We start from the raw sequence: 19,775 nt of genomic DNA, 5'->3' as shown, positions 1-19,775 counted from the left end.
CACTTGATGTGGTTTCCATGCTGGAAGTGATCGCAAGTACTCCTCATGACGCGACCAGTTCCGCCATTCTGCCCCATCGGTCCATGAAGGGACTGGGGGGCGGATTCTGATTATGTTAAAGACATCAGGCATTAGCTTGAACATCCAGCGTGTCAAGGAACTCGGCGAGTGCTTTTTTCGCTTCCGAGTTGTTCTCTATGGTTTGAACCAAAGACACCAGTGGTAAGAAGTTCTCGTTTACCTGGATCATCGTTTCTTTCAGGAACCCCTGGCTTTTTTGCCATTTTCCTTCCATTGCAACTATACGGAAAATAACTTGATCTGCAGGGGCAGGAGTCGGACGCCTGGATCCACCTGTTGTCACATTTGCAGGTGTCGGCGGTTGTGGGCCACCTGTTCCTCCATTCGGCGACGGTGTAGGAGCATTATTCTTGTCATTGGGAGTTGGCTTCTGTGGTTTGGCAGGCTTTTTGTCATAACGGCTTCTGGCATCGGCGCGTCCCTCTTTTACTGCCTCCTTTATCGCCTCTCGTAGTCTTACCGATAACTGAACTTCACGTTTCGATATATTGACCTTCATTGCATCATCTGCATCCCGTTCAAAATCAACCGCCACCCTCAGTAGTTTTGTGTGCTCGTCTTCAGCAAATACGCCACACCAGCCTCCCCACTTGATGAGCCGATCTAATCGATAAAAGTATAGGCCTTGGTTCTCGTTCATTCTTCCCCCGAGAGATAGCCTTTCCAGCTCTGACCTCACTGCAACCTCGCCCTCCTGGGCATGATGCTGCTTTATTTGCTCCTCGGTCGGGAGAACGTGCGCTTGCAAGGTGATTTTTGCAGGTGGGGTCTTATCACCTGTTTGACACTCTATCTGTTTTTGGGCATGTTGCTTTGTCAGTGGATGCAGCAGGGGGTTGTTTGGCGTCACATGCACACCATTAATCATGATGGCGACTGGATTATGTCCACGTGCATCCCCCGTCAGGAATCGGTGGAAAACCAGTCCCAGGTGCTTGTGGACTTCAGCGACTTCAACATTATATGGATCAACACCTCTGACAGCTGGAGTTTTGGCAGGGGGACGCATGTTAGTTAGTAATACAGATGTACCTGCAACACCACTCAGTGTGGCGGCATACATATATTGTTCCGGGATAGGATCGTCAAGTACCGCCCATCGCCCCGTGCGTTCCAAGTGTTCCTTATCCCATGTGAGATTGCTCACCACTCCATTCTTCTTACTCATAACTGTCAAAGTGTCCGCCTGAGACCAAGAAGCTCCCTTCAGTCCGAAGCCATACCGTCCCAGATTACGGGGGTCATAGGCCCGTCGTTTGCCTACAATCATTGCTTTCCGAAGTTCCTCCGGTGACATCCCATCGCCATTGTCACGAATGCACATCCATCGACCACCATTGTTCGGATTTGGGAAAGTAATATCAATAGATGTGGCACCTTCAGAAATGGCATTATCCACAAGATCAGCAATAGCAGACTGGAGGTCATGTCCTGCGTTGGCAAGCATATGAAATGTGCCCACCGGATCCGGTGCCATGTCATTTTCATTATCATCTTTTTTCAGGAACATACCAGGGGCCTCCTCGAAAAGATCGGGGTAATGAGAACCAAGTACTCTGCGAACATGGGCACACTCGTCACCATACAACGCTATCATGCTGGCTGACGCCAATCCGCCACTTTCAGCGTGATCAAGTATAATCCTATACGATGGCGCGGTATTCGGAATGACCACCCATGAGGCCTTGGCAGGAGTCACGCCTGCATCAACAGTCATCGCGAACAAACACCCAGGCTCGACAAAGTTGTAATAGTCGCTCTTCGGGCAGTTACCTTCGAAGCGCCAGTTTTTATCCTGCCTTTTCAACCATTGTTGAACTGTATCAATGGTGGACGCGTCCTGCTGGTACGTACAATCAATGAGAATCTTATCCGTATCTTTTGCAGATGGAAAAACGCGATCAACGACATCACCGTCAAAGTTCACGGCACGTTGTTTTGATCCTTCTTTTCCTAATTTCCGGTAGGCATGGAACATACCCAGCTCAGAATGTTGTAACCTTCTCAAGACGGTGAAAATCACGTGGTTCCCTCCGTTATTTGTATTAGAGATTGTTCCAATTCCAACAAACGAACCCTGATGTCATCATCCACAGGAGCACCTATCGTAGATTTCATTGCAACAGCCAACGCATAGGCGAATAGTGGAGGCACAGCATTTCCAATCTGTTTGAAGGCGGGATTCATTGATCCGCAGAATTTAAAGCCGTCTGGGAACCCTTGGAGTCTTGCTGCTTCACGGATAGATATTGTTCTTGCTTGTGCCGGGTCAAAATGGATATGGGAGTACGAATCTTTACCTAAATGTGCTAACAGCGTGCGTACTGGTTTCTCAGCTTCAAGGACCCACCATTTGTTCGGGAATTTGTCTTTGTCATACGGAATGCGCCAACTCTCCATAAAGTCTTTGACATCCGGGTTCCGGTAATCTGTCGAAAGACCACGTCTGCTTCGGTCCTGGAGCCAAGCTGAAATCTTATTTTCAACGTGCTGCCATATCTCCGGATATTCCCACCCATTTTCCAACTCAGCAAAAATCTTATAGTCGCGGGGTAGAAATCGTATTACATGCCCCGTTGTGTGGTCAGTTGTACCAAAACCATCCCAATGTCTCATGAGGCGTGACCATTTCGTCGTCGGCTCCTGAGAAGTGTAAATGCACGGTTCAGCAGGATCTTTTCGTCCGCGTTTCAAGTGCCCCTTCTGAAAGAGATTCAGAGCATATATCGAGGGCAAATCAGCAAGAGCTTCGCGTGCAGTTGTTGCCGCGGGAAGTGTCGGGGATGGATCAGATATATAAACGTGGTGATCTGAACCATGGCGGATTAATACCTTTCTGGCGGTGTTTTTTGTGCCCTCGTACCCTCTGGGGAGAACAACATGATGTGTCGGAACGGGAAATTGTGGAATTAAGCCCGTTTCTCTGTGATACCCAACAAGGATCATTCGTTCCCGAGTCTGGGGGGTCCCGTACCAAGATGCGTTTAACAGGGTATAACGAACTTCATAACCTTCATCGGATAACGATCTGGCAATAAGTTCGGCAACATTTATGTGACCGTGATTAAGGATATCAGGCACATTTTCCATTAGAAGCGCTATAGGCCTTGTAGCTCGCACATACTCCACGTATCGCCGCCAAAGACTTACTCGCCCATCAACGAGAAAAGCAAAATCAGCTGTTTCTTCGGCGCGACGGTATGCTTGTTCACGCAATTTTGCACGCCCAACTCGCGCAAAAGCTTGGCATGGGGGGCCACCTACAAGAACGTCTATCTGTTGGTCAACGGCCCCAGTAAGCTCTAGGTCGGCAAAAATGGTTTCAGGATCTTCAGTTGTAATATCTCGCGCGACATGATGCTGTCCAGCTAATGCGCTATTGCTATCAGCAATATTCGTCCGATGTGAAGCTGCGGCCCACTCATCAATTTCTACAAAGGATACAGGTGAAAAGCCCGCTGTTAGGAAACCGAGGGAGATACCTCCACACCCTGCGAAAAGATCCATGTAGCGAATTGCCCCTCCTGCACGAATCCTAGCCAACTTTTCTATGATTATCGACATTTGTTAACTCATTGTTTTGTCAGAGACAAGGATAACCGCTCCGGTATTCTTCACGTCAAACTCAATTCAACGGCTCCGGTCTCGGCAAATTTTATCAGCATTATTAGCATGTTGCAATTAGCCACACATACCAGATTTTTGGCCAAATATCCACCTGAATCAATTTTTATGATTAATTTTCATGACATGAAGATTCATAGTACCAACCTGCTGGGATAAAGATTGCTGATAATCCCTATAGAGGACAAACGCGCGGTCTCAACGCAATGCGCTTTTCGGAACTGCTCAGATAGTTGAAGTGGCGCGGGAAAGTTTGGGAATCAGGGAGGAGGATTTGATCTGATGAGATTACAGGCAGGGGATGTACAACCAAAGAAACATCTAAGGAATACACAGGCGGACGGTTGCAAGAGGAGCCAACACGATTTTCTTCATGTGTCCTCTGCTTAGTTTGGCATACGCCTCATGGTGCTGGTTTATAATGCTAATTTGCATGGAATACCAATAGCTTGCCATGCCGTATAGTTGTAATTGCCACTTGATTCCTGTTGTTGAGTAAACCTTAACTTTATAATCGCGTTGCAGTCGGAATGCATATAAGCTGCTGTTATGATTAACTGATTTTTTGCGTTTTCCTTCCCTTTGATCCAGTCTGACTTTAGCGGTTCCTTCTCCGAACCATTGGAGACGGGGATTCTCCCCTTGTATGTCTCTGGCCATGTTTCATATTCCGCAGCACGCTTCATGGCCTCGTCATATGCCTGTTCATGCTTCTTGACCTCAGGATCGCACTTCTCACAAATTCTTCCGACAGAAGTGGGATACGGCCTCAGAGACCAAGTGAGACCTTCAAAGTCAGGGATATCGCGTGAAGTATCTTTATTAACCCCACAGCCGCAAAGAGCGCATTTTTTATTTCCGATGAAGATCGAAATTGCAATTGCAATGATTACAAAAACTAAACCGCTCGGCCCAAACAGCCCACCAGCAAAGACAGCTAATACAATCCACAAGAAGATGGCACCTAGCACCTTAGCAGCGCCTTTTGGTTGAGCACCAGAGGCATCAAATCCGTATTCTTGAGCCACGTATCCTCCTAGTCTTGCTCAGTAAATGGTTTCAAAACTTCTTTATTTTCGATATGTTCATAGTGTTGCGAACCCAATGGCGCATCTATTTGCTGGCTTGCGACAGAAGGAACTCTCGATGGTGTTTGTTTTCAATGCCTGTTTTTGAGGGCGACCAGCAGCAGGTTGCGACAGTCAAGAGATTTGATCTCTAGGTCGCAATGGTAGATGACTCTCGTGCCGTCGGCGTGTGTCACCCAATAGATCGGATGTCCGCTACGGCTGACTTTATCGAAGCACCGGTGCTACCGCTGGTGAATCCGGAGCTAATGCCTACCAGCATGCCGGTGGCAGCGCTACTGGCGAGTGCGCCTACTTTGGCTGCTGCCATGCCCCCGCCTTCCAGCACGGTGGCTACGGCAAGATTGCTGGTGCCGCTGCTGGGCGCATCCTTGGTGTAGAAGTATTCATAGATACCTGCTGCCGCGCCCGATTTGATCAGTTGGTCAACATGAAGTTGGGGGTAGGTAACGAGCATGTACTGTGCCCTTATCAGTGACGGTTCTTCAATGCTGCAATCAATCGCGCACGACAGTCAAACACTTCAACGTTCCCGCAATGATAAACAGCTTTCTTACCATCTGGGTACAGAACGTCGTAAAGCGCATGCTTAATGTCGAACGAGCTGTTTGTGACCGAAGCGGAGTTTGTTGTTCCCATGCCTTGGAGCATGCTGGTTACTACGCTGCCAACGCCAGGGACAAACTGAGCTACCGTTATTACCCCGCCAACGAGGACGGTGTCGCCGACAGCACCTATACCAGACGTAGACTGCACAGTGAAGAATGATTCCCTGACCGCAAATACAGCGCCAGAGTCCTTCACCTGAGCGACTTGAAGGGCTGGGTAGGTGACGAAATCATATTCGGGACGGTGGCTCTCGAACCCGCTGTAGCTGTAAGGTATCTCAGAGGCAATTTTTACCCCTGGGATGTCTGGTGGCCAGTTTTCCTTGTATTTCGGAGGCAGGTTCACTTTTTTGTTGTCAATGAACAGAATCGGAGTGGACACCGGGATGGTAGCGAACGATTCGTTATTGATAACCAACGCAGGGATGGTATCTCTTGAGCCGGTTGCGCAGCCTGCAATTGCCACAATTGCTAGGGCGATGCATGCAAATATGCTCTTTTTCAATGAATTCTCCAATTGCTCCGAGTTGTACCGTTCAATGTGCTTATTAATCTTCGAAGAACATCCTTTGGGTAACGCTTGTATTGAAATCTCCTGCCCAAATAGATCTTTCGTTAGTAGCCATCATCGGTTCCGGTTCAATCTCTTCATTAACGACCTTAATGGAACTGTCATCAAATTCATACTTGGGGTATGGCTTAGCATTAAACGCCCTGATCAGAGCAATGGGGCCGATTATTATAGTTCCCAGGATAACTAGTGCAAAACCACCAGCACCAAAAAGCCCACCGATAAGCACCAGTGCAAAAAGCCAAATGATGAAGTATCCGAAAAATTTTGCCAACTTTGAAGGTCCCATATCACTTCCCTCATCCCGGATCAGAGTCTTATTGTGGATGCCGTCCAGGCCGGTTGTTCTCAGTCTGTTTGATGAACTGCAGCATGTTTTCATTTCGTTTATCTTGCCGCCCTGGCGGTGATTCCTTCCTGATCTCAGTCATCTTTGTATCATGTATGTTGTTAATGAGCAAATATAATATGTACTATTGTCTAACTTTTTTACAAAATAATTTTCTACTTTTATCTGTTAATATTGAAGCTGGCTTAGACTATTCTCTAACCCATGGAAGACATGGGAAATGAAGAAAAAGAGTTTTTAAAATTGTTGGGGTATCGAGTACGCGACTTCCGAAAAGCTCACGGAATCTCACAAGAACGACTTGCCGAATTAGCCGGAGTCCATCCCACATACATTTCAAACATCGAGAATGCCAAGGCTAATGCCTCAATCGGCATTTTTCGCCGCATGGCAATCAGTCTGGATGTGCCGCTACCTCAGCTAATTGATATTAATCAAGCAAAGGTAGAACGAGATGACCTTATGATGGCATTAATGAAAATCAGGAGTCTCAGCGAGAAAGAACAAAAAATATTCCTTGCAACAATAAAAGGTCTTCTGACTGGAATCAAAAAGTAAACTCCCCACCTTCCATCCTGATTCATTTCAGCGACATGCCGACAATCTATGGCCTGGAGACAAGGCGGGCATACAGAAACTGCGTGAGTACAATCAATTCACGGCTTGCCTCAACCAAGCTCAGGACATTTGCCTGTCTGGTCAGTGTGAATCGGCTACAAGTTAACCCGACATCGGCGTCCGGGCTGACCTTTTCACTGAGGCGCACCCCTATGAATCGATTTTTTTCTGCTCTGTAAGCCTTGAGCCTACTCGATTATTGTTGACATTACGTACTTTTACGGGCTGGTAGAGGGGATTTTGAGGTTGAAATTCTGCGAAAAACCCGTATAGTGAAGATACCTTTCGTCTGCGAAACTTTCTGGGTTCTTGACCCCGCAGATTATCTCCTCTTGGAGAGTCGTTCCCGGCCATTATATGTCTCGGCATATCGCGCCAGGGATCTCAATTCAGAATCATCAAAGGGAGTAGTGCGCCTACAGCACCTCAAGCCCACCCAAAATTGACTTCGTTCAGTCCACTTTAAAAAGCTATCGAACAAAATACGCATTGGTACTGACCGTCGGATATTCCGACGATTTCAGATTTGCCAATTCATAAATTCCAGGGTTTTCACTAAGCAACTTAGGACATATTGCCCTGAGTTTATTGCTTATCAGTTAGAGCCTGGTTGCTACCGACGGAGGCTCACTTGTTATAGTTAACGCATACCGATTGGATAAGGGATTTTGATATACCTTTCCTGGTTTTCCGTTTGAGCGCTTTGGCGATTTCCGCATAACTCATCCCTGTTTCCCGCAGCTTTATGATCTCGGGCATGAGGGTTATGAGCAAGTCCGTTTTGGGACTTTTTTTGTTTTTGCTGCTTTTGGCAGATGCCGCCCTTCTGGCGGCAATCTCTTCAAGCGCATCGCTTGACTTCAGTCTTGGTTGCCTCATCTTCTGGATGGCAGTCAACAACGACTGTTCTTCTATCTCGGGTGAATTCTTCGCATCGACATTCGCCGTAGCCCGCAGCCTGTTCAAGGTTTCCCTTCGTAGATTCATCGCCAACCTGAAAACCTCAATACGCATGGCGGCCGTTTGCCGGGAAAGCCATGCCAATCCCTTTTTCGTCACTTCATCTGACAGTATCATTTTTTTGTCCTTTTTTTGTCCAGTGAGAGTGTCCAACACTCTCACTGGACAATAGGTCGTTGGGTGTTGTGAATTCACAATAGGCGCGGAGTTGCGCCATGTCAAGTTAGCCGTTTTGTCGTCAGACAAAACGGCTAACAAGTCACTTCAATTCGCAGAAATCGCGTCCTCCCATGTGTCGAATTCGCAACCTCGCCGGCGAGGTTGCCGGCCCGGCTGACTACCGGGCCGTGGCGGTTTGCCGGCAGAGCAGCAGAGGTGAAGCCTTCCTCGTCCCACAAGGGACAGAACAGGCTGGTTCTTAACCCGTCTTCCGCCGCCTGTCGGGTCTATAAATTACAGGCAGAAAGGGGGTGCACATGCGTGGAAACTTTAATTCTCAAGTTGGTAGATTATTTCAAGAAATTAATGGTGTTGGAACATCAAAATTTGCCGACAAACAAGAAGCCCGTTCATACCTGATGGATCGTGGGGAATCCGCAACTTCGAGTGCCGTAGCAACCCTAACAAGCATCCACAACAACGGCACCAATGAAGGGTATTTCGACAAATGCGTGGAACTTGCCAAATGGGCGCGCGAAGTTGATGGAATCAAGGACGTTGAAAAGATAACCAGCGCCCATGTTGCCGCTTTTTTGGCCGAAAAAATTGATCTCGGGGTTTCTCTGAGCCACTGGAATGGTTATTCCGCGGCCTTCAGCAAGCTTGAGCAAGCCCAGGTAAAATTCTCCCAGGCAGTACGGGGGGTTGAAAAAGATTTTAGTTATCGCGCCGCGGTAGCGGCGCTCCGGCCAGAGGCGCGAGCAGAATTGCATAGGTTCGAGGGGACGAGGAACTATTCTGACCCGACGTCTTTGATTGCGGCCCTGAGAACAGACATCGGGCGGTTGGCTGCGGAGATACAACGCGAGGGGGGCCTGCGCATTACCGCTGCCAGCCGCATTTCGCCGGATCAGCTGAAAGGACTGGTAATAGATAAATACACGGGAGAACTGCGCGGACAGATAGAGTACATATGTAAGGGTGGCGCCGTATTGACCACCACGGTGTCGCAACACGCCTACTCCGCACTGCAAAGCCATATCTTGAAAAATGGAGAGTTCGCAATAGGGCACAAGGCTTATCGTACAGAGCTCAAAGCAGCTGCCGCCGCCACGAGCCAAACCTTTAATTCGTCCCACGGACTGAGGTGGAATTTTGCGCAGGAGCGTTTTTCCGATCTCTTGGGGCGTGGCGTTTCCTACGAAAAAGCCTTGGGGGTGGTCTCGGCGGAAATGGGGCACCATCGAATTTCGATCACCGAACACTATGTTTTCGGAAAATAGGAATATGATCGTATTATAGCGTCACCGGCTTAGAGCTGGCTGAGGCAGGATGACAAGAGATTCATACAGCAGTAAATCATGCCCGTAAGGCGAGATTGAGTTGATCGTTTATTGGCGTTCGGCGGCAAACTCCCACTTCGAGGTTATCAGTAGCTGCTGTACTTGTCTATAATGTTTCACATCGAACCCCCGCAGGGCACAAGCCTTGCGGGGGTTTTTGCGTTTAAGCCCCCCCAAAAAAATGGACACCCTACTGATATAGATGGTAGGGAGTTTTTTTACCACCCCCATCTGCTCCAGGGGTTCAGAAATTTGAGAAATGGCTTGGCCGAAAAACCGAATAACGTGGATAGCCTCGAAATGCTAGATTTAGGCACCTTTGCGCAAAGGATGGGTATTTGCCTAAACACCGTTCGCAATTGGCTGAGAGATGGGAAGCTTGTGGAAGGAGAGCATTACCTTCACGATGGCCGCATATACCGTTTTCCGTGGGGGCCTGAGTACGTTGCGAACTTGATGCGGGCACTGGCGCCAAAACCGGTCCCGGAAAGGCCACTCCTATCAACGAAAAAACCAAATCGGGCGCGTTTGAAATTTCGAGCTTGATGGCCCACATATGCAAGAGTATTCTTGTCCGGCAAACGAAATCAGCCGAGAGGGGGTACCTGAATATGAAAGGATCATAGGATGAAGAAGACAGTTGCAACGGAAATGAAGAAACCATGGCACAGAAAGCCCGAGTTCGGTAGCCTGTACACCATGAAAGGGTCGCGGTTCATCTATATTTCGATGAACTATTTCAAGCAGCGCCTGCGGTTCCCGACCGACCGGGAGGATACCCCGGAAAACTGGGAAGAACTCTGCGAGTTTATGGACAAGGTGGGCGAAAAAATCAAGCGCCGGACGTTCTCTTTCTCCAAATCGTTTTACTGGCTTGACGCTCGGACCAAAGAACACTTCACCCAGTTGGAAGGGAATGATTACCAGCCGGAAGCGGAACACGTCCTGTTCCGTGATTATGCAGAGGGCTGGATGGCTCGTAAGATCCCGACCTTTGCCTCGATCACCAAGCAGCGGGATTACCGGGAAGCGCTGAATTCGAGAATCCTGCCGTATTTTGGTGAGATGCCCTTCTCCAAAATCACGGCTACGGAAATCGAACTGTTCATTGACAATTTGAAGAGGAGCAAGGGTTCTCAGGGCAACCTATCCGTGAAGCGCATCAAGAATCTCCTGATTCCCATGTCCAAGGTATGGAGTGCGGCTGTCAACGATCACAACTGGTTCCTGCACAATCCGTTCGAAGGCATCTCAGCCAAGTATGATGAGATTAAGGATAAGGCCGTTCAGGAGAAGGAGCGAAAGGCGGCCTTGGCAGATGATGGTGATGAGGCGTGCTCCACGAGGGACGTGTTCCTGCTGCCGGAATGGCTCAAGCTGCTGGCCTGTGTTGATCCCCACTACCATGTGGTGATGGAACTATTGCTGATGGGGATGATTGGCAGCGAGTTGGAGGGACTGCAGAAACGGCATGTTAAGGACGTGACCATTCAGGTGAGGTGCGCGGTGGTCCGTGACAAGGACGGTAAGAGCCACCTGAAGTTCAAGCCCAAGAACTGGTACCGCAAGCGCGAGATTCCCCTGTCCGCCAAGCTGAAGAGATTGGCGGAACAGGCAGCCGCTTCATCGACTTCCAACCGGATCATCAGATTCGAGGATGACCTTGAACTCCCGGCCCAAGCCTTTCTGTTGACCATGAAGGATGGGGGACCGTTCAATTACGATTCTTTCCGCAAAACGGTCTGGGACAAGGCGATCAGGCAGGCTGGCATCGAAAACAGGGTTCCCTATGCATCACGGCATACCTTCGTACAGTGGGCGCTCTTGATCGGGGTGAACAAGAACCGGCTGGTGGACCTGATGGGACACTCGACCAAAAAGATGATTGACGAAGTGTACGGCAGGTATCGCAAGGGGTTGGTCGAGGAACGGCAGGAGATTCTGGACTACTTAGGGGATGATTTCCTGGCGCTGGAGGAGTTGCGGACTGCGTTTCCAGAGCGATACCGGCAGAAAATGGCGTTGCCTGCCATACCGCTGCAAATAGCAGAAGCCCCTGCCATGGCCATCGCTTTTGGTCAAAGTTTTGGTCAAAGTCAGGGGCTGTATCCTGATAACTACCTGAGGTAGTTGGCTATCTTATGGAGCGGGAAACGGGATTCGAACCCGCGACTTCAACCTTGGCAAGGTTGCACTCTACCACTGAGTTATTCCCGCGTGGTGAGCTTTGATTTCTACCAAAATCAGGCTCGCGTGTCAATATTTTTTGTTACTTTTTTTCAACGGCCCCCTGTTTATGGCCATTTAGTGGCGGTCGACGGCTGTAACCGTCCGGTAAACCTCGGCTAAAAGAGCCCCCCGGGCCTGCCAGGCGTGATCGTGGACCGCCTTGGACCGCACCCTCTCACCCCTCCCTTTCAGGCCCTCCTGGTCTGCCAGCAGGGCCGCGACGCGGGCCGCAAAGGCGGCGGTATCGCCCAGGGGCGCATAGATGCCCGTATCCCCCAGGATCTCCCGGTTGACCGGGGTGTCAAAGACCACCACCGGCAGGGCGCAGGCCATGTAGTTGAAGAGCTTGCCGTTGGCCTCGGTCAACGACAGCTTGGGTGAGACGGCCAGGTCCGCCGCCGAAAGAAAGAGTGGCGCCTCCCGGTAATCCACCTTGCCGGTGAAGGTGATCATGTCGTTGATCCCCTTGGCCTCGGCCATGGCCCGGTAGCGCTCCACGGGGAAGCCCATGATGAGGAACCGGGCATGCACCCCCTGCGCTTTCAGGAGCGCTATGGCGTCCAGGAGCAGGTCCGTGCCCTGGTAGGCGCTCATGAGGCCCAGGTAGGCCACCACCGGCTCATCCGGGGCGATTCCCAGGCGGCTGCGCGCCTCCTGCCGGTCGTGGGGACGGAACTGGTCCGTATCCACGCCGTCAATGACGGAGACGAGGCGTTCGGGCACCACCCCCCAGTTTGCTCTCAGGTCGGTGTACCCGGCAGTGGAACTGGTGACGATCCGGTCGGCACGGTTGTTGATGAACCGCTCCACCCAGCGGAAAATGCGGGCCACCCGGGAGTCGGCCCTGAAGAAGCCGTGGTCGATGCATTCGCCGCTGAGGCTCCCCTGGTAGTCGAAGACCAGGGGAACGCGGGTCATGAGCTTGAGCAGCCAGCCGATGGCGGCTCCTTCGTGCAGGTGGGCGTGGATGACCTGGGGGCGGAAACGCAGGCTATAAGCGGCGGCCTTGCAGAGCAGCAAAAAGTCGAGGTAGAGCTTGTGCCAGGAAGGACCGGCTTCCAGCCGGTTGTACCACGGTATGCGGGGGATGCGCAGCACCGGGATGCCGGGCAGGTCCCGGCCGATGTGGTAGGTGGCGATGCGCACGTCGTGCCCCAGGGTGCGCAGGGCGCGGGCCTCCTCAAAGATGCGCACATGGCACCCCCGGTCCGCGAAGTAGGGGGTCGGCGCCACCATGAGGATTCTCAGCCCGCCATCAGCCAAGGTTGACCCTATCCCTGATCACGTAGATCGGCTTGCCCTGGGACTCGAAGTAGGTCCGGGCGTTCAGTTCCCCCAAGAGCCCCAGGACGATGAACTGCACCCCCATGAACAGCAGGAAGGCGGTGAGGATCAGCAGCGGGTTGCGGTTCATGCTCACGTTCTCGAAGAGCTTCATGTACAGCGTGGTACCGCCGGAAAGGCAGCCGGCCAGCAGGGTATAGATCCCCCACTTGCCGAAGAGCTGGATCGGCTTGGTGGAGTAGGCCAGCAGGAACTTGACCGTCATCAGGTCCAGCACCACCCGCAGGGTCCGGGAGATGCCGTACTTGCTCTTGCCGTACAGGCGCGGGCGGTGGTTGACCGGCAACTCCGTGACCTTTGCCCCCACCTGGGAGGCCAGGGCCGGCACGAAGCGGTGCATCTCGCCGTAGAGGTTGATGCCGTCCAGCACCTCGCGGCGGTAGGCCTTGAGGGTGCAGCCGTAGTCATGTAGGTGCACGCCGGTCAGGGCGGAGATGAGAGAGTTGGCCAGCAGGGAGGGGATCTTGCGGGTTACAAAAGTATCCTTGCGCTCCTTGCGCCATCCTGAGACCACGTCATACCCCTCGTGGAGCTTTTCCAGAAGGCGGGGGATGTCGGCCGGGTCGTTCTGGAGATCGCCATCCATGGGGATGATAACCGCCCCTTTGGCCGCGTCGAATCCTGCGGCCATGGCTGCGGTCTGGCCGAAATTGCGGCGGAAGCGCAGGAGCTTCACCCGTTGGTCCTGGGCGGCGATCTCCTTCAACAGTTTGAACGAGCCGTCGCTCGAACCGTCGTCCACAAAGATGGTTTCGTAGTCGAGGGAGGTCCGGGCCAGGGCGTCACGAATGCTCCCGTAGAGCGCCGCCACGTTCTCCTCCTCGTTGTAGATCGGCACGACAATGCTCAACTCCATACTCACCGTGTCCCCCTTGTATCCAAACACTTGATATGCATTATTTTGCGGCTGCTGGCGCTGCCGGCGGGCCGGTCAGCCCCTTCACCTGGCGCAGGGTCACCTCGCCCCCCGGTTTGGGCCGCCTGCCCGGGAGGGCGCCCAGTGCCCCCCACCAGAGCCCGGCCCCATAAGCCAGGTGGATGATGGCGTAGATGAACGGCAGGCGCACGAACATCCCCAGGCTGCGAGCCCGGCCCGCCTCCCCGGCGGAAACGGCCAGCAACAGGAGCCCGTAACAGGCCAGGGGCAGCCAGAGTGGTGACACCGGGAAAAACGGCACCAGCAGCACGTAGGCCATGAACAGGGCCGGCAGCAGGCTTACCGGCCGGAGACGCCTGCTGATGACGGTCTGTTCGGCCCGGCCCCGGCCGTAGTTCAGAAACTGGCGGCAAAGCAGACGCCAGGTGGGACGTTGGCTGCGGAAGACCGCCAGATGCGGGTCGTGGACCAGCCCCTCCCCGGCATGCAGCATCCGGTCCAGGAGTTCGTTCTCTTCGTTGGGGTAGAGCCGCTCATCCAGGCCGCCGAAAGCCAAAAAACGCTCCCTGCGGAAACTCAGGTTGCACAAGATCAGCTCGCTGTCGTCGGTCAGGCGCGCCTCGCCCCAGGCCCGGTAGCGGTTGCGCATCCCGCCCCCCCCAGGGCCGAGGCCAGGGCCGCGCCGATGCTCCGTTGCAGGATGGAATCGCTGGCCGGGGTGAGGGACGGGCCGCCCACGGCCGTCACCTGCGGGTTCTCGTAATGTTTGGCGACGGTGGTCAGAAAATCGGGGGCGGTGAGGGAGTCGTCGTCCAGAAAGCAGACGATCTCCCCCCGGGCCTGCGCCGCCGCCCTGTTCCTCTGGCGGCTCGGACTGTATCCCTCGGCGACAATGATCTCGTACCGGTCACGCGGGTACTCCACCGCCGCCAGCCGCTGGGCGGCCGTCACGCTGAAACCGGGTTTGACCGGAATGATGATGGAAATGGTTGGTTTGTTCATAAAAAAGCCGGGAATAGCATTCCCGGCTCATATAACCATAGTCGCTGGACAAAATCACCTAAAATGTTGCCGAAACAACACAATAGCCTGCTACATCTTCGAGCTGCCGTAGCTGTGGAGGCCGGACAGGAACAGGTTGACCCCCAGGTAGCAGAAGATGGTGGCCGCGAAACCGATGATGGAGAGCCAGGCGGCGCGCTTGCCGACCCAGCCGCGGGTGAAGCGGGCGTGGAGAAACGCGGCGTACACGAACCAGACGATGAGGGACCAGGTTTCCTTGGGGTCCCAGCTCCAGTAGGTGCCCCAGGCGTAGTTGGCCCAGGCCGCGCCGGTGATGATGCCCAGGGTGAGCAGGGGGAAACCGATCATGATGGCGCGATAATTCAGGTCGTCCAGCACCCGGATGGGCGGAAACATGCCCATGAGGCCGCCGGCGGCGCCCCCCCCGCTCTCTTCGCTCTTGGCCTTGACCAGGTACATGATGGAGATGCCGCAGGCCACGGCAAAGGCCGCATAGCCGAGGAAGCAGGTGACCACGTGGTACAGCAGCCAGTTGCTCTGGAGCGCCGGCACCAGCGGCTCGATGCCGCTGCGCATGCCGAGCTGGGCCCAGGCCATGCCCAGCAGGGCAAAGGGAACCACGAAAGCGCCGACGATGCGGTATTTGTACTTCATCTCGATGAACATGTAGATGAGGATGATGGTCCAGGAGAAGAAGACCACCGACTCGTACAGGTTGGACAGGGGGGCGTGGCCGTACCCCATGTCGTAGGACTCCTTCCAGCGCATGGCAATGGCCAGGGTCTGGACGGCGAAGCCGGCATAGGCCAGCAGGCTGCCGGTCAGGCCGATGGCCTTGTTCTTGCTGGCGAGGAATGCGAAGAAGACAACCATGGACGCCATGTAGGCGAGCGTTGTCACGTTGAAGAGCAGTGAACTTGTCATAAACTAGGTAACCTCCGCTAGATTTTCAGGTTTTTAAACTTGTCGGACAGCTCTTCGAACTGCATCTGGAATTGAGCCTGGTTTTTGCTGGCATTGCCGTACATGCGGGCATACCCCTTGGCAACGACGATCCAGACCCGTTTGTGAGACATGAAGAAAGCGATGAACAGACCGCACACCATCAGGGTGCATCCCAGCCAGACCACCCAGACGCCCGGGTCTTTGGCCACCTGGAGCCCGGTGTACATCTTGGCGTTGGAGCCTTCGTACACGACCTGCAACGCGTCGCCCCGCTGGGCATTGGCATCGGGAAAGTCCTTGAACACGATGTAGGTCTGGGGAGCCCCACCCTTGGGGGTCACCTCGATCCTGGCGGCCGGCCCGGAGAAATTGGGCATGAACTGGCGGATATCCTGGGTCGTTTCCAGCAGTTTGAAAGCGGTGCCGTCCTTCAGGATGGTCCCCTGCCCCTCCCGCAGAGTGAGATGGTCGGCAGCCCCACCCGAACGCGCCTGTATCGAAAAGGTGTGGTCGCTGCTCTCGGTGGCCTGGCCGTAACTGGACTGGTAAAAGGTGAACCCCTTGTAGGAGAGCGGTTCGTTCACCACGACCCGGACATTGGTAAGCCCCGGGACCGGGCGACCATTCTCCAGGACCGTCAGAATGCTCTTGAACTCCTTGGGTGCGCCGGAGTCGTAGAAGGTGACGTTGAACTTCTCGCAGCGCACCTCAAACCCCAGGGGGACCTCAGCACCGCTGTTGGTCTGGATACTCGACACCCCGGTACCCTCGACGATGGCGGCGAAACCTTTATATCCGAACAGCGATCCGATGATGGCGCCGACAAAGATGACGAGAATGCTCAGATGGACGACATACACGCCCAAGCGGCACCAGGCGTTCTTCTGGGCAAAGAGGTGATATTCCCCGTCCTGCTCCGTGACGACCGGGGAGCCGAACTCCTTGCCGAGAAACGCCACCAGGGCCTCGCGCCCCTTGTCGAGCGACGCCGTAATCTTGAGGTCCTGCTTGAGGGAAAAGCCGTTGCGCAGGCTTTCACCCAATACCAGGGCCGGTTCGCTGATGAATTTGAAGACATGCGGCAGGCGCTTGATGGAACAGCAGATCAGGTTGATGCTGAAGACATACAGCAGCAGTATGAACCACCAGCTGTGATACATGTCGAAAAATCCGAGTTTGGAATAGATCTGGAGCTTTGCGGGGCTGATCTCGGCCACGTACTCCGGCGGCAGCTTACCCTGGGGCAGAACGGTGCCGATGATGGAGGTGAGGGCCAGGGATATGAGGAGGAAGATGGTGAGTTTGAGTGAACAGAAAAAATCCCAAAGTGCCTGAGCGAAGCTGCGGTTGGTGGTTGCCAATGGTCTCTCCCGATCATGGTGTCGACGGCCCGCCGCCCCGGGCGGCAGGCTCTGATGCAGGTAACTTTAGCGCAAGAACGACAAAAAATGTACTCTTTTTTTTCGGAATCGTTCCGATTTACACCACTCGCCACAAAAAAAGAGGGATAACAACAGGCTAGTGTTATCCCTCTCAAGGCTACGTTAAAACTATACAATCCCGATAATTACTTGTGGCACTCTTTGCAGCTCGTGGGGCCTTTTTTGCCTTCGGCGTGGCACCCTTTACAGTTCTTGTGAGCCCAGTCCTTGCCGAAGCCTTCGATCTTGCCCGGTTTCGTTTCGTGGCACTTCTTGCAGTTGCCCACAGCGGCAACATGGGCCTTGTGGCCGAACTTCACCCCTTTTTTCATCTCGATGACTTCAGGAGCGGCAAAGGCGGTGCCAGCGAACGCAACCAGGGCAAACAGCGCAATAACAGCTTTTTTCATCGTATTCCTCCTTGGGGAAATGGTAAAAAACCGGACAAAACTACTACAGGGCGAAAATGGATGTCAAGCAAAAACCCCTCCGGCTCAGGCCTCGCGGCCGGCCGTCTGCAGAGCGGCGTCCTTGCGCTCCACCTCGTCCTCCATCTCGCGACGGTACTCCTTCAACGCCCCGGCGAGCCCTTCATCGTTCAGGGCCAGCATCTGGACGACGAACAGCCCGGCATTCTTGGCCCCGGCCTTGCCGATGGCCATGGTGGCCACCGGGATCCCCCCCGGCATCTGCACCGTGGAGTAGAGGGCATCCACGCCGTTCAGCGCCCCACCCGGCATGGGCACCCCGATCACCGGCAGGGTGGTCTTGGCTGCCACCACCCCGGCCAGGTGGGCGGCCATCCCGGCTCCGGCGATGATCGCCCTGATGCCCCGGCCGGCCGCTTCCGAAGCCAGGGCCATGGCCTTGGCGGGGGAGCGGTGGGCCGAGGCGATATGCATCTCATGGGGAATGCCGAATTTCCGGAGCACCTCGCAGGCCTCCTGCATGACCGGCAGGTCGGAATCGCTTCCCATCATGAGCAGGACTTTCGGTGAATGTTCCGTTACTTGCATAACTTCACTCCTTATTTATTTCTGCCACAAAAAAATAAAACTTCTGCCACAGAGCCACAGAGACCCGGAGAACTTCAAAAGCTAAATGCATTCTCGGTTTTCTCCGTGCCTCTGTGGCTCCATGGCAAATGACTGTATTGACCTTACCCGCGGTCGAGCGCCTTCTTGCCGATGTCGGTGCGGTACTGCACCCCCTGCCAGGTGATGCGCCCCACCCCCGGTAGGCCCGTTCGATGGCCTGCTGCACCGTTGACCCCAGGGCGGTGACGCCCAGGACCCGGCCGCCGCTGGTGACGCACGCGCCGTCCTTGATGGCGGTGCCGGCATGGAAGACAAACACGTCCTCCAATTCGGCCGCCTTGTCCAGACCGCTGATCACATCCCCTTTGCGGTAGTCGCCCGGATAGCCCCCGCTGGCCATGACCACGCAGACCGCCGCCTTGTCGTGCCATTCGATGGTGCGTCCCTCCAGGTTCCCTTCGGCCACGGCCATGAGAACCGGCACGATGTCGGACTTCATGCGCATCAGGAGCGGCTGGCACTCCGGGTCCCCGAAACGGGCGTTGAACTCCAGGGTCTTGACCCGGCCGTCCTTGACCATCAGCCCCGCGTACAGCACGCCGCGATAGGGCCTCCCCTCGGCCGCCATGCCGTCCACGGTCCGGCGGAGCACCTCGGCCATGGCTGCATCGTGCACCGCCGGGGTTACCACCGGCGCCGGGGAATAGGCCCCCATACCCCCGGTATTGGGCCCCTGGTCGCCGTCGAAGACCGCCTTGTGGTCTTGGGCGCTGGCCAGGGGGATGATGTTTTTGCCGTCGGTGATCGCCAGGAAGGAGGCTTCCTCCCCGGTGAGGAATTCCTCGATGACCACCCGGGAACCGGCGCTGCCGAAGGCGTTGCCGCTCAGCATGTCCCTCACGGCCGCCACCGCCTCGTCACGGGTCTGGGCGATGATGACCCCCTTGCCGGCGGCCAGGCCGTCGGCCTTGACCACGATCGGCACCCCGGTTTTGTCGATGAACGCCTCGGCCTCCTCCACGTCGGTAAAGACGCCGTAGGCTGCGGTGGGAACGCCGTACTTCTGCATCAGGTCCTTGGAGAACGCCTTGCTGGCCTCGATGATGGCGGCATTCTTCCGAGGGCCGAAAACCTTGAGGCCATGTTCCTCGAACAGGTCCACGATACCCAGGGAGAGCGGCTGCTCCGGTCCCACCACCGTGAGATCGATCCCCTCGCCCCGGGCAAAGGCGAGCAGCTTGTCCAGTTCGTCCACCCGGAGGGGGACGTTCTCGGCCAGGTCATTGATTCCCGGATTGCCGGGGGCGCAGAAGACCTTCGTCACCAGGGGCGACTGGGCGATCTTCCACACCAACGCATGTTCCCGGCCGCCGCCGCCGATTACTAGAACTTTCATATCGTTGTCCCTCTTAATCCAAAAATTAAATTCTGCCACAGAGACACAGAGACACGGAGAAATTCAAAAACAGAAAATAATCAGCAGGGATAACCGGACAAA

The 19,775-nt window shown here is 54.3% G+C and carries 18 protein-coding genes, 1 tRNA gene and 1 pseudogene; 3 read left to right on the top strand and 17 right to left on the bottom strand.

The window, feature by feature from the left end:
• Positions 1 to 124: 124 nt before the first annotated feature.
• From FO488_RS04120 to FO488_RS04095, 6 genes are all read right to left on the bottom strand, one after another.
• The gene (locus tag FO488_RS04120; RefSeq protein ID WP_205743347.1) at positions 125 to 2,104 is read right to left on the bottom strand and encodes an ATP-binding protein; all 1,980 of its coding nucleotides are present in this window, start codon (positions 2,102 to 2,104) and stop codon (positions 125 to 127) included.
• The gene (locus FO488_RS04115; RefSeq protein WP_149209379.1) at positions 2,101 to 3,588 is read right to left on the bottom strand and encodes a DNA cytosine methyltransferase; all 1,488 of its coding nucleotides are present in this window, start codon (positions 3,586 to 3,588) and stop codon (positions 2,101 to 2,103) included. The genes FO488_RS04120 and FO488_RS04115 overlap by 4 nt, the downstream gene beginning before the upstream one ends.
• A gap of 533 nt (positions 3,589 to 4,121) precedes the next feature.
• On the bottom strand, positions 4,122 to 4,733 hold the full coding sequence (locus FO488_RS04110; protein WP_149209378.1) for a hypothetical protein: 612 nt from the start codon (positions 4,731 to 4,733) through the stop codon (positions 4,122 to 4,124).
• Between the two features lie 232 nt (positions 4,734 to 4,965).
• On the bottom strand, positions 4,966 to 5,250 hold the full coding sequence (locus tag FO488_RS04105; RefSeq protein ID WP_149209377.1) for a hypothetical protein: 285 nt from the start codon (positions 5,248 to 5,250) through the stop codon (positions 4,966 to 4,968).
• 14 nt (positions 5,251 to 5,264) lie between these two features.
• Positions 5,265 to 5,906, bottom strand: a complete 642-nt coding sequence (locus FO488_RS04100; RefSeq protein WP_149209376.1) for a hypothetical protein — start codon at positions 5,904 to 5,906, stop codon at positions 5,265 to 5,267.
• Between the two features lie 43 nt (positions 5,907 to 5,949).
• The gene (locus tag FO488_RS04095; RefSeq protein WP_149209375.1) at positions 5,950 to 6,354 is read right to left on the bottom strand and encodes a hypothetical protein; all 405 of its coding nucleotides are present in this window, start codon (positions 6,352 to 6,354) and stop codon (positions 5,950 to 5,952) included.
• A 180-nt stretch (positions 6,355 to 6,534) separates the two neighbouring features.
• On the opposite strand from FO488_RS04095, the gene FO488_RS04090 reads away from it, so the two are divergent.
• On the top strand, positions 6,535 to 6,879 hold the full coding sequence (locus FO488_RS04090; RefSeq protein ID WP_168205869.1) for a helix-turn-helix domain-containing protein: 345 nt from the start codon (positions 6,535 to 6,537) through the stop codon (positions 6,877 to 6,879).
• Between the two features lie 687 nt (positions 6,880 to 7,566).
• On the opposite strand, the gene FO488_RS04085 is transcribed toward FO488_RS04090, so the two are convergent.
• Positions 7,567 to 8,016, bottom strand: coding sequence for a hypothetical protein (locus FO488_RS04085; RefSeq protein ID WP_149209373.1), 450 nt, complete (start codon positions 8,014 to 8,016; stop codon positions 7,567 to 7,569).
• 359 nt (positions 8,017 to 8,375) lie between these two features.
• Here FO488_RS04085 and FO488_RS04080 point away from each other — a divergent pair, with 359 nt between their 5' ends.
• Together FO488_RS04080 and FO488_RS04075 are read left to right on the top strand one after the other, a co-directional pair.
• Positions 8,376 to 9,341 (top strand): phage integrase family protein, encoded by a 966-nt coding sequence (locus FO488_RS04080; protein ID WP_149209372.1) that lies wholly within the window; start codon positions 8,376 to 8,378, stop codon positions 9,339 to 9,341.
• A 687-nt stretch (positions 9,342 to 10,028) separates the two neighbouring features.
• Entirely contained in the window at positions 10,029 to 11,531 is a 1,503-nt protein-coding gene (locus tag FO488_RS04075; RefSeq protein ID WP_149209371.1) for a tyrosine-type recombinase/integrase, read from the top strand.
• A 12-nt stretch (positions 11,532 to 11,543) separates the two neighbouring features.
• Here FO488_RS04075 and FO488_RS04070 read toward each other — a convergent pair.
• The 10 genes and pseudogenes from FO488_RS04070 to purD all read right to left on the bottom strand — a co-directional run bounded on the left by FO488_RS04070 (position 11,544) and on the right by purD (position 19,673).
• Positions 11,544 to 11,618, bottom strand: a tRNA-Gly gene (locus FO488_RS04070).
• Between the two features lie 87 nt (positions 11,619 to 11,705).
• Complete coding sequence (locus tag FO488_RS04065) at positions 11,706 to 12,893, bottom strand: glycosyltransferase (RefSeq protein WP_240732172.1); 1,188 nt, start codon at positions 12,891 to 12,893, stop codon at positions 11,706 to 11,708.
• On the bottom strand, positions 12,886 to 13,830 hold the full coding sequence (locus FO488_RS04060) for a glycosyltransferase family 2 protein (RefSeq protein WP_149209370.1): 945 nt from the start codon (positions 13,828 to 13,830) through the stop codon (positions 12,886 to 12,888). The genes FO488_RS04065 and FO488_RS04060 overlap by 8 nt, the downstream gene beginning before the upstream one ends.
• Positions 13,831 to 13,870: 40 nt before the next feature.
• Positions 13,871 to 14,500, bottom strand: a complete 630-nt coding sequence (locus tag FO488_RS19830) for a hypothetical protein (RefSeq protein WP_240732171.1) — start codon at positions 14,498 to 14,500, stop codon at positions 13,871 to 13,873.
• A complete protein-coding gene (locus tag FO488_RS19825) occupies positions 14,461 to 14,853 on the bottom strand; it encodes a glycosyltransferase family 2 protein (RefSeq protein WP_240732170.1) in 393 nt (130 codons plus the stop codon). Before FO488_RS19825 ends, FO488_RS19830 begins: the two co-directional genes overlap by 40 nt.
• A 90-nt stretch (positions 14,854 to 14,943) precedes the next feature.
• Positions 14,944 to 15,798 carry a c-type cytochrome biogenesis protein CcsB gene (ccsB, locus tag FO488_RS04050; protein ID WP_149209369.1) on the bottom strand — a complete coding sequence of 285 codons (855 nt, stop codon included), beginning with the start codon at positions 15,796 to 15,798 and terminating at the stop codon, positions 14,944 to 14,946.
• Between the two features lie 17 nt (positions 15,799 to 15,815).
• Positions 15,816 to 17,180, bottom strand: a complete 1,365-nt coding sequence (locus tag FO488_RS04045) for a cytochrome c biogenesis protein ResB (protein WP_149209368.1) — start codon at positions 17,178 to 17,180, stop codon at positions 15,816 to 15,818.
• A 206-nt stretch (positions 17,181 to 17,386) separates the two neighbouring features.
• Positions 17,387 to 17,650, bottom strand: coding sequence for a cytochrome c3 family protein (locus FO488_RS04040; RefSeq protein WP_149209367.1), 264 nt, complete (start codon positions 17,648 to 17,650; stop codon positions 17,387 to 17,389).
• A gap of 84 nt (positions 17,651 to 17,734) precedes the next feature.
• The gene (purE, locus tag FO488_RS04035) at positions 17,735 to 18,256 is read right to left on the bottom strand and encodes a 5-(carboxyamino)imidazole ribonucleotide mutase (RefSeq protein WP_149209366.1); all 522 of its coding nucleotides are present in this window, start codon (positions 18,254 to 18,256) and stop codon (positions 17,735 to 17,737) included.
• Positions 18,257 to 18,399: 143 nt separating this feature from the next.
• Positions 18,400 to 19,673: pseudogene (gene purD, locus FO488_RS04030) on the bottom strand (phosphoribosylamine--glycine ligase).
• Between the last annotated feature and the right edge of the window lie 102 nt (positions 19,674 to 19,775).

Origin of the sequence: Geobacter sp. FeAm09 (assembly GCF_008330225.1) — a bacterium.
Lineage (GTDB): Bacteria > Desulfobacterota > Desulfuromonadia > Geobacterales > Pseudopelobacteraceae > Oryzomonas.
This window is presented reverse-complemented; position numbering and strand designations above follow the sequence as displayed.

Coding starts and splice junctions, on each gene's coding strand:
- FO488_RS04060 (WP_149209370.1), bottom strand. CDS start 13,830: ATGGAGTTGAGCATTGTCGTGCCGATCTACAACGAGGAGGAGAACGTG.
- FO488_RS04080 (WP_149209372.1), top strand. CDS start 8,376: ATGCGTGGAAACTTTAATTCTCAAGTTGGTAGATTATTTCAAGAAATT.
- FO488_RS04075 (WP_149209371.1), top strand. CDS start 10,029: ATGAAGAAGACAGTTGCAACGGAAATGAAGAAACCATGGCACAGAAAG.
- FO488_RS04095 (WP_149209375.1), bottom strand. CDS start 6,354: ATGAAAACATGCTGCAGTTCATCAAACAGACTGAGAACAACCGGCCTG.
- FO488_RS19830 (WP_240732171.1), bottom strand. CDS start 14,500: ATGCGCAACCGCTACCGGGCCTGGGGCGAGGCGCGCCTGACCGACGAC.
- FO488_RS19825 (WP_240732170.1), bottom strand. CDS start 14,853: ATGAACAAACCAACCATTTCCATCATCATTCCGGTCAAACCCGGTTTC.
- purE (WP_149209366.1), bottom strand. CDS start 18,256: ATGCAAGTAACGGAACATTCACCGAAAGTCCTGCTCATGATGGGAAGC.
- FO488_RS04085 (WP_149209373.1), bottom strand. CDS start 8,016: ATGATACTGTCAGATGAAGTGACGAAAAAGGGATTGGCATGGCTTTCC.
- FO488_RS04105 (WP_149209377.1), bottom strand. CDS start 5,250: ATGCTCGTTACCTACCCCCAACTTCATGTTGACCAACTGATCAAATCG.
- FO488_RS04040 (WP_149209367.1), bottom strand. CDS start 17,650: ATGAAAAAAGCTGTTATTGCGCTGTTTGCCCTGGTTGCGTTCGCTGGC.
- FO488_RS04090 (WP_168205869.1), top strand. CDS start 6,535: ATGGGAAATGAAGAAAAAGAGTTTTTAAAATTGTTGGGGTATCGAGTA.
- ccsB (WP_149209369.1), bottom strand. CDS start 15,798: ATGACAAGTTCACTGCTCTTCAACGTGACAACGCTCGCCTACATGGCG.
- FO488_RS04115 (WP_149209379.1), bottom strand. CDS start 3,588: ATGGATCTTTTCGCAGGGTGTGGAGGTATCTCCCTCGGTTTCCTAACA.